This window comes from Limosilactobacillus pulli (assembly GCF_947381555.1).
Lineage (GTDB): Bacteria > Bacillota > Bacilli > Lactobacillales > Lactobacillaceae > Limosilactobacillus > Limosilactobacillus pulli.
This window is the reverse complement of record NZ_CANCWQ010000001.1, coordinates 105,814-118,998: the sequence shown is the minus strand read 5'-3', so window position 1 is coordinate 118,998 and position 13,185 is coordinate 105,814. Positions and strand designations below refer to the sequence as shown.

The 13,185-nt window shown below is 47.5% G+C and carries 19 protein-coding genes and 1 other annotated feature; all 19 genes read left to right on the top strand.

Features of this window, described 5'->3' with window-relative positions:
* Window positions 1–101: 101 nt before the first annotated feature.
* The 19 genes from mutM (at window position 102) to QOS03_RS00555 (ending at window position 13,165) form a co-directional block, all read left to right on the top strand.
* Window positions 102–941: a DNA-formamidopyrimidine glycosylase gene (gene mutM, locus QOS03_RS00645; protein WP_283575000.1), complete on the top strand. Its 840-nt coding sequence runs from the start codon at window positions 102–104 to the stop codon at window positions 939–941.
* On the top strand, window positions 938–1,546 hold the full coding sequence (gene coaE / locus QOS03_RS00640; RefSeq protein ID WP_169461912.1) for a dephospho-CoA kinase: 609 nt from the start codon (window positions 938–940) through the stop codon (window positions 1,544–1,546). The genes mutM and coaE overlap by 4 nt, the downstream gene beginning before the upstream one ends.
* 44 nt (window positions 1,547–1,590) lie before the next feature.
* Window positions 1,591–2,064: a transcriptional regulator NrdR gene (gene nrdR / locus QOS03_RS00635; RefSeq protein ID WP_169461911.1), complete on the top strand. Its 474-nt coding sequence runs from the start codon at window positions 1,591–1,593 to the stop codon at window positions 2,062–2,064.
* A gap of 16 nt (window positions 2,065–2,080) precedes the next feature.
* Window positions 2,081–3,469, top strand: coding sequence for a DnaD domain protein (locus QOS03_RS00630; RefSeq protein ID WP_283574999.1), 1,389 nt, complete (start codon window positions 2,081–2,083; stop codon window positions 3,467–3,469).
* Window positions 3,470–3,487: 18 nt separating this feature from the next.
* Entirely contained in the window at window positions 3,488–4,414 is a 927-nt protein-coding gene (gene dnaI / locus QOS03_RS00625) for a primosomal protein DnaI (RefSeq protein WP_272209327.1), read from the top strand.
* A gap of 49 nt (window positions 4,415–4,463) precedes the next feature.
* Window positions 4,464–4,597: a sequence feature (ribosomal protein L20 leader region), on the top strand.
* Window positions 4,598–4,641: 44 nt separating this feature from the next.
* Complete coding sequence (infC, locus tag QOS03_RS00620) at window positions 4,642–5,154, top strand: translation initiation factor IF-3 (RefSeq protein ID WP_169461908.1); 513 nt, start codon at window positions 4,642–4,644, stop codon at window positions 5,152–5,154.
* 24 nt (window positions 5,155–5,178) lie between these two features.
* Window positions 5,179–5,376 carry a 50S ribosomal protein L35 gene (rpmI, locus tag QOS03_RS00615; RefSeq protein WP_033935301.1) on the top strand — a complete coding sequence of 66 codons (198 nt, stop codon included), beginning with the start codon at window positions 5,179–5,181 and terminating at the stop codon, window positions 5,374–5,376.
* A gap of 52 nt (window positions 5,377–5,428) precedes the next feature.
* A complete protein-coding gene (gene rplT / locus QOS03_RS00610) occupies window positions 5,429–5,782 on the top strand; it encodes a 50S ribosomal protein L20 (RefSeq protein ID WP_169461907.1) in 354 nt (117 codons plus the stop codon).
* A 142-nt stretch (window positions 5,783–5,924) separates the two neighbouring features.
* Entirely contained in the window at window positions 5,925–6,455 is a 531-nt protein-coding gene (locus QOS03_RS00605; RefSeq protein ID WP_169461906.1) for a YqeG family HAD IIIA-type phosphatase, read from the top strand.
* A complete protein-coding gene (gene yqeH / locus QOS03_RS00600) occupies window positions 6,455–7,570 on the top strand; it encodes a ribosome biogenesis GTPase YqeH (RefSeq protein ID WP_272215696.1) in 1,116 nt (371 codons plus the stop codon). The genes QOS03_RS00605 and yqeH overlap by 1 nt, the downstream gene beginning before the upstream one ends.
* A 27-nt stretch (window positions 7,571–7,597) precedes the next feature.
* Complete coding sequence (yhbY, locus tag QOS03_RS00595; protein ID WP_272217636.1) at window positions 7,598–7,909, top strand: ribosome assembly RNA-binding protein YhbY; 312 nt, start codon at window positions 7,598–7,600, stop codon at window positions 7,907–7,909.
* 37 nt (window positions 7,910–7,946) lie between these two features.
* Window positions 7,947–8,561 carry a nicotinate-nucleotide adenylyltransferase gene (locus QOS03_RS00590; protein ID WP_283575030.1) on the top strand — a complete coding sequence of 205 codons (615 nt, stop codon included), beginning with the start codon at window positions 7,947–7,949 and terminating at the stop codon, window positions 8,559–8,561.
* The gene (yqeK, locus tag QOS03_RS00585) at window positions 8,554–9,168 is read left to right on the top strand and encodes a bis(5'-nucleosyl)-tetraphosphatase (symmetrical) YqeK (protein ID WP_283574998.1); all 615 of its coding nucleotides are present in this window, start codon (window positions 8,554–8,556) and stop codon (window positions 9,166–9,168) included. The genes QOS03_RS00590 and yqeK overlap by 8 nt, the downstream gene beginning before the upstream one ends.
* Entirely contained in the window at window positions 9,168–9,524 is a 357-nt protein-coding gene (gene rsfS, locus QOS03_RS00580) for a ribosome silencing factor (protein WP_169461901.1), read from the top strand. The genes yqeK and rsfS overlap by 1 nt, the downstream gene beginning before the upstream one ends.
* 2 nt (window positions 9,525–9,526) lie before the next feature.
* Entirely contained in the window at window positions 9,527–10,276 is a 750-nt protein-coding gene (locus QOS03_RS00575; protein WP_283574997.1) for a class I SAM-dependent methyltransferase, read from the top strand.
* Window positions 10,276–11,421, top strand: coding sequence for a nucleotidyltransferase (locus QOS03_RS00570; protein WP_283574996.1), 1,146 nt, complete (start codon window positions 10,276–10,278; stop codon window positions 11,419–11,421). The genes QOS03_RS00575 and QOS03_RS00570 overlap by 1 nt, the downstream gene beginning before the upstream one ends.
* Before the next feature lie 61 nt (window positions 11,422–11,482).
* Window positions 11,483–12,037, top strand: coding sequence for a YceD family protein (locus tag QOS03_RS00565; protein ID WP_169461898.1), 555 nt, complete (start codon window positions 11,483–11,485; stop codon window positions 12,035–12,037).
* Between the two features lie 51 nt (window positions 12,038–12,088).
* Entirely contained in the window at window positions 12,089–12,265 is a 177-nt protein-coding gene (gene rpmF, locus QOS03_RS00560; RefSeq protein WP_006500051.1) for a 50S ribosomal protein L32, read from the top strand.
* A 213-nt stretch (window positions 12,266–12,478) separates the two neighbouring features.
* Window positions 12,479–13,165, top strand: a complete 687-nt coding sequence (locus QOS03_RS00555; protein ID WP_169461897.1) for a response regulator transcription factor — start codon at window positions 12,479–12,481, stop codon at window positions 13,163–13,165.
* Window positions 13,166–13,185: the final 20 nt, after the last annotated feature.

The following is a 13,185-nucleotide window of genomic DNA, read 5'->3' as shown; positions in this document are numbered from 1 at the left end:
GACCGCGGTTTTTTGAGCTGTTGGTTTGAGCAGATCACTGGTTCAAAAACGAAAATCTACTATAATCAATAATGATTCTAAAAAGAAATGAGGACGATCAAATGCCAGAAATGCCAGAAGTAGAAACCGTGCGTCGCGGCTTGATGAACATTGCTGCGGGCCGCAAGATTCAAGAAATTGACGTTTATTATGGAAAAACAATTGAAAACGATATAGATGAATTTCGTCAGGCACTGATCGGGCAGACGATCGAACGCATCGATCGGCGCGGCAAGTATCTGCTGTTTCGCTTTACTAATAATCTGACTATGGTCTCGCATCTCAGAATGGAAGGCAGCTATTATCGCCAATTAAATGACGGGCCAATCGACAAGCATACCCATGTGGTTTTTCATTTTACGGACGGCACGGAGCTTTGCTATCGCGATACGCGCAAGTTTGGCCGGATGCACTTAGTCAAAACCGGAACCGAAATGCAGGTGGGCGGCTTAAAGACGATGGGTCCTGAACCAACCGAAAAAGATTTCAAGGTTGACTACTTCAAATGCATCTTAAAAAAGAGTCGCAGCAAGATCAAGCCATTCTTGCTGAATCAGGATCATGTAGCCGGCCTAGGCAATATCTATTGTGATGAGGTGCTGTGGCAAAGCTGCATCAATCCTGAACAGCCGGCCAATTCGCTGACTGACGAGCAGATTCGAATCTTACACGACAATATCATCAAAGAGATTGCCAAGGCGACTAAATATAAGGGAACGACCGTGCATACGTTTATGAATGCCTTTGGTGAGGCCGGTGCCTTTCAAAACCAGTTGGAGGTTTATGGTCGTGGGGGCGAAAAATGTGAGCGCTGTGGCCATAAGCTGGTCAAGATCAAGGTAGCTCAGCGTGGGACGACTTTTTGTCCGCATTGTCAGCCCTTGGAAGGTGATCAGAAATGACGCTGGTAATCGGACTGACGGGCGGCATTGCAAGCGGCAAGTCAACTATCAGCAGCATTCTTAAAGCAGTCGGCTGGCCGGTGATTGATGCCGATTTGATTGCACGTCAGATTGTAATGCCGGGCAGCAAAGGATTGGAACAGATCGTAAATCGCTTTGGTCCTCAGATGCTTAATTCCGATGGTACGCTTGATCGCAAAAAGCTGGGTAAAACGGTTTTTGATGATCCTAAAAAGCTGAGTGATCTGGACAAAATTGAACATCCGCTGATTCAAGAAGCAATCGATTCCCAGCTGGATGAATTTAAAAAACAGCATCTGCCGGTAGTAGTGCTGGACGTACCATTGCTGTTTGAAACGGGAATGGATGAGGAGTGCGATCTGACGGTTTTGGCAGTCGTTGATCAGGCAACACAGCTGAAGCGTTTGATGAAGCGGGATCAGATTTCGAAAATGGATGCCGTCAAAAAAATCAGTTCGCAAATGTCTTTAAAAGAAAAGATGCAGCGAGCTGATGTAATTATCGATAATAACGGTACGCTTGAGCAAACGCGTAGCCAGGTAGCAGAATTGGTTGACCGGGTAAGTCAGCATCAATTATTATAAATGTGATAAGATAGATGCATAACCAATTAACAGGAGGAACCTGTATGCAATGTCCACACTGCCATCATAATGGATCGCGCGTAGTTGACAGTCGTCCAAGCGAAGACGGCATCTGTATTCGTCGTCGTCGCGAATGTGCAAACTGTGGCTTTCGCTTTACTACCTTTGAGCGCTATGAGGAGACGCCGCTTTTGGTAGTCAAAAAAGACGGTACGCGCCAGGAGTTCAATCGCCAAAAGGTCCTAAACGGTCTGGTTCGCTCAGCCGAAAAGCGTCCCGTCAGCATGGAAAAGCTTACCAGCATTGCCAATGAGGTTGAAAGACGCGTTCGTTCAATGGGAGAAAATGAGGTATCCAGCCAGGTAATTGGCGAATACGTAATGAACGAGCTCAAAGACGTCGATGAGATCTCCTACATTCGTTTTGCCAGTGTCTATCGTCAGTTTAAAGACGTTGATGCGTTTATGAATGAGCTGGAGGCAATGATTAATCAAAATCATCAAAAGCATCAAGACTAACTAAGGGGGAGTCGTTATGGCTGAGGTGCAAGGACGCTTGACGCCGCAAACCGGCTTTATCGTGGCCGCTGCGTCAGACTTTGTACGGTTTGACCAGGCGACTTTTATTGATTTTTATCAACCATTGTTAAGTCCCACCGCGCTGGGGCTTTTTTATGCTTTACAAAGTCAGCTCAAGCCCGATCCGATGCTGACCAAGCGCCAGGCGCACAGTATCATGCTGGATCGTTTAAATCTTGGCATAGCTCAGTTTGCTGAAGCCCGTAATGCTTTAGAGGGCGTTGAAATGCTGCAGACGTTTTATCAACAAGATGAGATTGGCGGCGTTTTTGTCTATGTGCTGCAGCCAACCATGACGCCTGAAGAATTTATCAATGATGATCTTTTGAGTGTACGGCTGCTTCAACAGATTGGTGAGCAGCGCTTTAATGAATTAGTGGCCCATTCCAGACGCTATCAGTTTGATACCAGTCGCATGCATAATCTGACGCATGACTATTTTGAGGTCTTTAAACCGGACCGGGCGGCTTGGGATGCAGAACGCCCAACACTGAATAATGCCAGAGCTACGGCCGTGCAAAAAAGCAATGCTATCAAGGCAGTCCCGCAAAATGATTTTGATTTTGGCCTTTTGCTCAGCCGCCTGGAAAACCGCGGAGTTGATCTGCAAAGCGTCAAGGATCAGCGTCGTCTGATTTTGACTGAGAGCTTGATGTATGGCATTGGTGCCCTTGAAATGGCTGATCTGGTTTTTGACGCGACTGATTTTAGAACCAGTATGCTGCAGCCAAATATTCTAAAGCAGCGCATCGCCGCCAAATATGCCGGTACGCTGCGTCAAAATGATGATCCGGCGCCGGTGGTTGCTGCTGGCGATGAAAATTTAGATGGGCTGGGTGAAACGGAACGCAATCTGATCAAAGTTGCTCGTGAAAATACACCTAATGACTTTTTGGCTGGCATCAAACAAAGTGTTGGGGCTGCATATGTCTCTCCAAATGAACGCAATACCGTATTGAGAATGATTGAAAATAGCGGTATGCCAAATGAGGTTATCAACATCTTGATCAACTATATGTTTGTTGAAAAAGAATATACAACCTTAAAATCGGGCTTGGCTGACGGGATTATCAATGCTTGGACCAAAGCGGGCGTCAAAACGGCTGCCGATGCGATTCGCGAGATCAAAAAACATCGTAAAAACAATGAAAAACAGGCAGGTGCAAAGCCGCGCCGTCGCTATTATTCAAGTGGACGCAGCAATATTAATGAAGAGCTGCCGGAGTGGGCTAAGCATCCAGAAAAAGTCAAAAACAAAGAACCATCGGCCGAAAAACTGGCTAAGATTGACCAGATGCTGGCTGAGCTCAATCAGCAAAAAAATAACCCAGGTACCAAGAAATAATGATTGGAGGGATTGCCAATGCGTCCTATCATGGAAACCATCAACTCGATCATTGGTGGTCAAAGCGGCTCGCCACAGTATCGGGAACTGATCAAAAAGGCTTATCAGGATCCCGATGTCCAAAAATTTTTGCGTGAGCATCGCAATGAACTGTCCAATGAGCAGATCGAACGAGGCAGCTCCAAACTTTATGAGTTTTATCATGAAAAAATACTGCTGCAAAATCACCAAGCAAGCATTGCACCGGGCTATACGCCACAACTGGTCGTCAGTGCGGGAAGAATCGACGTAGTCTACGTACCGACCGCTCAGCTCAGAGCCCAGCAGCAGGCCGCTGAGTTAAGGCAGCGCGTCACGACGGTACGAATGCCCAAGTTTATTCGTGAAGCCAGCTTTAATAATGTGATTCGCGATAATGATGATCGAATGGATGCTTTGCAGGCGGCAATCAGTTTTTCGCAGACCTATCAGCCCGGCCAGTTCCAGCCAGGGCTCTATCTGTCGGGGAATTTTGGTGTTGGCAAAACCTATTTGCTTGGGGCAACCGCTAATGCACTGGCTGAGCGAGGCATCATCTCGACAATGGTGCACTTTCCTAGCTTTGCCGTTGAAATGAAAGGCGCAATCAAGGATGGCTCGGTTGATTCACGACGCGATGCCATTAAAAAAGCGCCGATTCTGATGCTGGACGACATCGGTGCCGATTCAATGTCGGCCTGGGTTCGTGACGATGTCTTGGGCGTAATTTTGGAATACCGCATGCAAGAAGAGCTGCCGACGTTTTTTAGCTCCAATTTCACGATGCAGCAGTTGGAGGATCAGCATTTGGCAATTGATGCGCAGGGAGCTCGTGAGCCGATGAAGGCCAAGCGGATCATGCAGCGCATTCGTTTTTTGTCGCGCGAGTATCATATCGAAGGTGAAAACATGCGCTCGGGCAATTAAATTATGCCTTGACATCAATGAATCGATTTAGTATATTAGTATCTGTTGAAAGAAAAAGCAGAAGCACCCGCTTCTCGCCTTGGTGACTAGAGTTGCCGGGCTGACGAGTTTAAATGACCGTTGGCAGTCCTTGTCAATGGAGTTTAGCGGGGTGCGGTATGCATTCCGCTTTTTTTGCTTGATCTTTCTGCTAGTAAAATTGGAGGTGTGTTGCCATAGCTCAAGGAATGATTGTCAATGACGGTATTCGTGCACGGGAAGTTCGTCTGATCGACCAAAATGGTGAACAACTGGGCATCAAGTCCAAACGTGAAGCTTTGCAGCTGGCTGAGGATGCCGGCCTTGATCTGGTGCTGGTTGCGCCCAAGGCCCGTCCCGCAGTCGCACGGATTATGGACTACGGGAAGTACCGTTTTGAGATGCAAAAGAAAGAACGGGAAGCCCGCAAGAACCAAAAGACGGTCACGGTTAAGGAAATTCGCCTGAGCCCATCGATTGATACCAACGACTTCAACGTTAAGCTGAAGCGCGTGCGGACGTTTATCGAAAAGGGCGACAAGGTACGAGTTTCAATTCGTTTCCGTGGTCGGGCAATTACCCATAAGGATATCGGACGTGACATGATTGAAAAGATGGCCGAAGAAACTAAGGACATCGCAACGGTTGTGCAACGGCCAAAGATGGAAGGGCGCAGCATGTTCTTAACGCTGGCCCCTGCTGCTGATAAGGCAAAAAAATAATTATTAAGAAGGTAGGAAATAGTTATGCCAAAGATGAAGACTAATCGCGCTGCTGCTAAGCGTTTCAAGCGTACTGCCAAGGGTGGCTTCAAGAGTGCCCAAGCTTTCACCAGCCACCGTTTCCACGGTAAGACGAAGAAGCAACGTCGTCAACTGCGTGGCCTTTCCATGATGGACAAGTCCAACGTAAAACGTTACAAGAAGATGCTTCCTGCCAAGTAATCAGGGCATTTTACGATTAAATAATTTTTAAACAATCTAGGAGGATACCACTATGCGAGTTAAGGGTGGAACTGTTACGCGCGCACGTCGTAAGCGCATCATGAAGTTGGCTAAGGGTTACACTGGTTCCAAGCACCGTCTGTTCAAGACTGCCAAGGACCAAGTTATGAAGAGCGGTCTGTACGCATTCCGTGACCGCAAGGCTAACAAGCGCAACTTCCGTGAATTGTGGATTGCCCGGATCAACGCGGGTGCCCGTCAAAATGGTATCAGCTACAGCAAGCTGATGCATGGTCTGAAGCTGGCCAACATCGACATGAACCGTAAGATGCTGGCTGACCTGGCCGTTAACGACGCTGATGCCTTTAAGGCCGTAGTTGACGAAGCCAAGAAGGCCCTCAACTAATTTGCGTTTGAAATCATCAATAAGGTTGGAGCAGCAATGTTCTGACCTTATTTTTTTATTACTGCTTGACACTGCACGTTGATTGAACCCATACCGGTTAGTCGGTATAATTGAAGTTAGAAATTTTTTTACGAGGTGGAAAATGCTTGAAATGTTTAAACCGACTTGGATGGTCGCACGCGCCTATGAGATCTCACCACAAGCCCTCAAGCGTCAAGGCATCCGAGCCGTCTTCAGCGATCTGGACAACACGCTGATTGCCTGGAACAATCCAAATGGCACCCCGGAACTGCGTGCATGGATGGAAGAACTGCATGAAGCTGGTATTCCATTGATCGTGGTCTCCAACAACAGTCGGGCGCGGATTGGCAAGGCGGTTCAAAAGCTGGATCTGCCATATGTTGCCCGTTCACTTAAGCCATTGAGCTTCGGGATCACGCGCGCACGCAAAAAGCTTGGACTGGAGCCGTCTGAGGTCGTTATGGTCGGCGATCAGCTGATGACTGACGTGGCCGCTGCCAATCATGCGCACGTGCGTAGTATTTTGGTCAAGCCATTGATTGAAACCGACAAGTGGATCACGCGGCCCAACCGTTTTATGGAGAAGTTCGTCATGCAGAGTCTGCAAAAGCAGTATCCAAAAGAAATGGACTGGCAGGAGGAATTTAAATAATGCAGGATGAAGAATTGCGATGCATCGGCTGTGGTGCAGTTATTCAAACGACGGATCCCGATGGCTTGGGATACACGCCTAACTCAGCGCTGAAAAAAGGTCTTGAGTCTGGCGAGCTGTACTGTCAGCGATGCTTCAGGCTGCGTCATTATAACGAAATCGCACCGGTTTCCTTGACTGACGATGACTTTTTGCGTCTGTTGAATCATATTCGTGATGCGCACGCTTTGATCGTCTACGTGGTGGACATTTTTGACTTTAACGGCAGTTTGATTCCTGGCCTGCACCGGTTTGTAGGTAATGACAATCCAGTCCTGCTGGTCGGCAACAAAGAAGATGTGCTGCCGCGCTCGCTGCGTCGACGTAAATTAACGGATTGGCTGAGACAGCAGGCCAATCTGGCAGGCCTTAGACCAATTGATACGCTGCTGGTTTCGGCAAAAAAGAATCACCAGATCGACCAGCTGCTGGCTGAGATTGAAAAGCATCGTGGAGATCGCGACGTTTATGTCGTCGGGGTTACCAACGTCGGCAAGTCGACCTTGATCAATGCCATTATCAAGCAGCAGACCGGCGTGCAGGATCTGATTACGACGTCACGGTTCCCAGGTACGACGCTGGACAAGATTGAGATTCCTTTGGATGATGGTCACAAGCTGGTTGACACACCAGGGATCATTCATCAAGAGCAAATGGCCCATGTTTTATCGGCCAAGGATCTTAAAATCGTAGCTCCACAAAAGGAAATCAAGCCAAGAACGTTCCAGCTTAATGATTCTCAAACCGTCTTCTTGGGCGGGGTGGCGCGCTTTGATTACGTCAAGGGACCACATGCCGGCATTGTTGCCTACTTTGAAAACAGCTTGCCACTGCATCGTACGAAACTTGCCAATGCCGACGAGTTTTATCAAAAGCACTGTGGCGATCTGCTGACACCGCCAACCAAAGACGAGCTGGCTGATTTTCCACCACTGGAACGGCATGAGTTTGCCATCAAGGAAAAAAGCGACTTAGTCTTTGAAGGGCTGGGCTGGGTTACGGTACCGGCTGGAACGACCGTCGCTGGTTGGGCGCCTAAGGGAGTTGATGTCTTGGTGCGCCGTGCAATGATTTAGTTTTTATCACAGAAAGGAAAATAATTTATGAATCTCCGCGGAAAGCAGAAGCGTTTTTTGCGTGCACAGGCCAACCATCTGCAGCCACTGTTTGCAGTTGGTAAAAATGGTCTGACTGATGCCTGGCTGGCTCAATTGGATGGTGCGCTAGACAAGCGTGAGCTCATCAAGGTCAGCATCTTGCAAAATGCCGATGAGACGACTGGTGAGGTCAAAGAATTTATCGAGGCCAACAGTGATATTCAAGTCGTTCAAGAAATCGGCCGAGTACTGGTCCTGTTTAAGGTCTCAAAAAACCCCAAGCTGCGTGAGCTTTCACAACGCGTTGAACGCATCTAGAATCGAGGTGTGATTCGTGCAGCAGGCTAAAGCAACGATAGCGATCCCCAAGCCACAGGTTCAGCGTACCAGTTTTCAACATCGCAAACGCGTCGGCCTATATGGAGGAACGTTTAATCCTGTTCACAACGCCCATCTATTGGCCGCTGACCAGGTTGGTAAAACGCTTTTGCTCAACAAGGTCCTCTTTATGCCCGATATGATTCCGCCACACGTTGACCATAAAGAGGCGATTGATGCCGAAGATCGCGTTAATATGCTGCAATTGGCAATTGAAGACAATCCATTGTTTGGCATTGAGATGGCTGAGATTGAACGGGGCGGCATCAGCTATACCTACGATACGATGAAATATCTAAAGGCCAAGCATCCTGACACCGACTATTGCTTTATCATTGGCGGTGACATGGTCGACTATTTGCCAAAATGGCATGAGATCGATAAATTGGTTAAATTGGTCAACTTTGTGGGTGTCCGGCGACCGGGCGCTCAAAATGACTCACAGTATCCGGTGATCTGGGTCGACGTGCCAGGAGTCGACTTCAGTTCTACCGATATCCGCAACCGCATCAAAACTGGTCGTTCGATTCGCTATATGGTTCCCGACAAGGTTGCCGAATATATTAAGGAGCATCAGCTATATCATGAGTGATGAATTGATCTATCAAGAGCATTTGATTCCGATGACGCGCCAAGAGCTTGTTGAGCACTTACGAGCAGCTTTGCGCGACAAACGTTTCGAGCATGTACTGCGCGTTGAAAAAACAGCGGTTGAACTGGCCAGCCAATATGGCGTTGATATTGAGGCCGCCAGCATTGCCGGTTTATGCCACGATTATGCCAAGCAGCGTCCGGATGAGGATTTTATCAAAGTTATTAAGAAAAAAAAGCTGGATCCGGATCTCTTAAACTATGGCAATGCAATCTGGCATGGCTTCGTTGGTGCCGAAATGGTTAAAGATGAGCTGGGCGTGCATGATGAGGATATCTTAGACGCAATTCGCTTCCATACAACGGGAGCAGCCTACATGACCAAGTTGGCTCAAATCATCTACATGGCTGATTATATCGAGCCGGGTCGTGATTTTCCGGCCGTCAAAAAAGCCCGCAAACTGACCAAAAAGGATCTGGGAGCTGGCGTTGCCTACCAGACCAAGCACACGCTGCTTTACCTGATTGAAAGCAATGCACCGATTCACCCACAGACTTTGGCAACCTTTAATGCATGGGTGCCACGATATGGAAAGGAAATTGATTAATGGACAGCAAAGAATTATTGAAGATGGCCGTACAGGCGGCTGATGGTCGCCGTGCCGAAGATATTACGGCATTAAAGGTTGATTCGATCACGCCAATGGCTGATTATTTCGTCATCATGACAGGTGGCTCTAATCGTCAGGTCCAAGCCATTGCCAATGCCATCATTGAAGCCGCTCATGAAAACGGCGTTGATATCAAGAGTGTCGAAGGCAAGCAGGAGGCACAATGGGTTCTGATTGACCTGGGCGATGTGGTTGTTCATGTCTTTCGTGAGGAAACTCGCCACTACTACAATCTGGAAAAACTTTGGTCCGATGCACCATTGGTTGATCTCAGCGAATGGGTTAAGGAGTAGAGATGATCTACGGGACGTTTGCCCAGCTGTATGATGAGCTATTTGAAAGCGATATGTATCAGCAATGGCGTGAATTTGTCAACTCTCAGTTGCCCAATTACGCCAAGACGATCTTAGACGTTGCCGGCGGGGCAGGACGACTGGGCGTTTTGCTGGCTGAAGATGGCTATGACGTTATCGATCTGGACTATTCAGAAGAGATGCTGAGCCTGGCCTTAAAGCATGCACAGGAATCACAAATGCCATTGACACTAGTGCAAGGCGACATGCGAGATCTTAGCGGCCTGGATCAATATGATGCAATCACCTGCTTTGCCGACTCGCTTTGCTATCTGGATGATTTTAATGATGTGAGGGCTACGCTTGAACAGATGGCTGCGCACCTAAAAGATGATGGCGTGCTCTTGTTTGACGTGATCACGCCTTATCAAACCGATGAAATCTACCCAGGCTATATGTACAACTATGAGGATCCAGATGAACAGCGGGCCTTTTTATGGCACAGCTATGCCGATGATGACGTCTTGCATGGTGTAATTCATGAATTAACCTTCTTTTATCAAATGACAGCGGGCAGCTATCAGCGCCTGCACGAAACGCATTTTGAGCGGGCCTATGAGTTAAAAGACTGGCAAACTGCACTGGCACAAGCTGGGTTTGATCAAGTCATGGTTAAGGCTGATTTTGGCCATAGAGAAATTAACGATCAGACGACACGCTGGTTCTTTATCTGTCGAAAGCAGGTGAAATAATGCGGGCCGTGGGGCTGGTAACTGAATATAATCCGTTTCATAATGGTCATCGATATCACCTGGAGCAGGCTAAAAGACTGACTGCTGCCGATGCAGTTGTTGCTGTAATGAGCGGTAATTTTACGCAGCGCGGCGAGCCAACGCTGCTTGATAAATGGCAGCGAACGCAGGCAGCACTTGAAAACGGCGTGGATCTGGTCGTTGAATTGCCAATCTTTATGGCTGTGCAGCCGGCACACCGATTTGCGGCCGGGGCTTTGGAACTGTTGGCATCTTTAGGAGTCGATGACGTGGTTTTTGGTGCTGAGCATCCAGAATGGGATTTTAGCCAGCTGGTAGCAGCAGAGCAAGATTTTTCAGCCAGCAGCTTTAGTCGGTTTAATGCGACTTATGCCACTCAGTTTAATGAACAGCTTCAAAAGCAGACTGGCGTATCATTGATCGATCCCAATGATATTTTGGCGTTTGGCTATCACAAGGCTCAAATCAAAGAGAATCTGCCATTAAGACTGCACCCGATCAAGCGACGTGGCAGTCAGTATCATGATGAGCAAATCAATGGTAAGATTGCCAGTGCCAGTGCAGTTCGGCAAGCCGTTTTGGAACAAGACGATTTTAGTCAAGCTGTCCCTGCGGCAACCGCGCGATATCTGCAGCAGATTCAGCAGGTACCGGATTGGAACGCTTTGTATCCAATGCTGCGCAATCAATTGATTCAGACTCCGGTTGCCCAGCTTGCCCAGATCTATCAAATGGCAGAAGGTTTGGAGTATCGCATGAAAGACGCTGCACAGCGCAATCTGACCTTTGCAGGCTTTATGAAGTCGGTCAAGACCAAGCGCTATACCTATGCCCATCTGCTAAGAGTCTATCTGTATACGGTTTTGCAGATTACCGATTCTCAACTCAATGAGCATCTCAGCCAGCCGTATCTGCACGTTTTGGGCTTTAATAAACGCGGTCGCAAATATCTGCATACCATCAAAAAAACGGTCGCGTTGCCACTTTTGACCAAGATCGATCAAGACCTGCGTGATGGATTGCTTAATCTGGACTATCGCGCTGGCAAGCTGTATCAGACCTTTACGCCGGTTGAGCAGGATCTCAAGCATGCCCCGGTGATTGTTAAGGGTGTCAAGGAATAAACATTGACAAGCAAACTTGGGACTAGTATAATAACGCTTGTTGCATTAGGAGGTTAGTACCGTGAAATGGACGTTGGCTGAACTTCATCGCTATCATGATGAACCGCTGCGTATTCAAAGTACTTTTGATCTAAACGCATCACTGACAGAACGGTTCCCTAATCAGGTCATTAGTTGCCAGCCCGTTGAGGTTGATGGCTATGTGGTCTATGATCAGGGTGATGCTACTTTAAGCGTTAGCGTTAAAACGACGCTGACCGTACCATCCAGCCGTTCGCTGAAACCGGTCGAGTTGCCATTGGATTTTGCTTTTGCTGAAACCTATGTCAATGATGAATCACATGTTGGCCGCTATGAAGACGATGAATTGGTCTTTGTCTTGTCAGACCCGCATGATACGATTGATTTTGACAATGTTTTAGCGGAAAATATCATTGAGCAGGTTCCAATGCAGGTATTGTCCGAAGATGAAAAAAACAGCTCTCAGATGCCAAATGGCAAGGGATGGGAAGTTGTTGCCGAAGATGATGCTAATCAGGTACCGGATAAGGAACATGTTGATCCACGTTTCGCTAAGCTCAAAAATTTATTTCCTGATCAGGATAACCAAAATTAGCGAACGGTTAAAAACCACTAGTGGATAGATTATTTGAAGGAGGTGTCACACATGGCTGTACCAGCACGGAAGACATCCAAGACGCGTAAGCGCAATCGTCGTGGTCACATCAAGCTGACTGTGCCTGGCTTGGCTCCATGTCCAAACTGTGGTGAACTGCGCAAGTCACACATGGTTTGCCCAAGCTGTGGTTACTACAACGGCAAGCAAGCTGTTGAAAACAACTAATCACGTCGATTTTATCGATTAAAGACCTTTCTCGAGGCGCCGGACCTGGGAAGGTCTTTTTTTATGTCATAACTGCTAAAAATTGAAAAAATTTTTAATTTAAAAGCAGTTTTATTAATCGCAAAGGTAGGGCAGATTAATTTTGTGTGATAAAATTGGTGTGGTTATTATGTGGGAGTAAGACCCACCAATTCAAACGAGGAGCGTTTTAATATGAGTCGGATTTTAATTATTGAAGATGAAGAAAACCTGGCACGGTTTGTCGAGCTGGAATTAAAGCACGAAGGATACGAAACCGATGTCGAGCTTGATGGTCGTGCTGGCTTGGATGCCGCTTTAAACCAAGACTTTGACGTTATTTTACTTGACCTGATGCTGCCGGAATTAAACGGGATCGAGGTTGCTCGTCGCATTCGTGAAGTTAAGGATACGCCAATTATCATCATGACGGCACGTGATTCTGTGATGGATCGTGTCTCAGGACTTGATTATGGTGCTGATGACTACATCGTCAAGCCATTTGCCATCGAAGAGTTGCTGGCGCGCGTACGGGCACTGCTGCGGCGGATCAACATTGAAGGCGGCAATGCCAAGAGTCACCAGACTACGGTTACGTATAAGGACCTGACGATTGAAAAGGAAAACCGAGTTGTACGTCGTGGCGATGAGATCATTAACCTGACCAAACGTGAATACGAGCTGCTTTTGATCTTGATGGAAAACATTAACGTGGTCATGTCACGTAAAGAGCTACTCAGCAAGGTCTGGGGCTATGACTCCAAGGTTGAAACCAACGTTGTCGATGTCTACATCCGTTATCTGCGGAACAAGATCGATCGCCCTGGCGAAAAGAGCTACATTCAAACCGTTCGGGGTACTGGCTACGTAATTCGTTCCTAATCGATTAAAGAAGGTTCTTT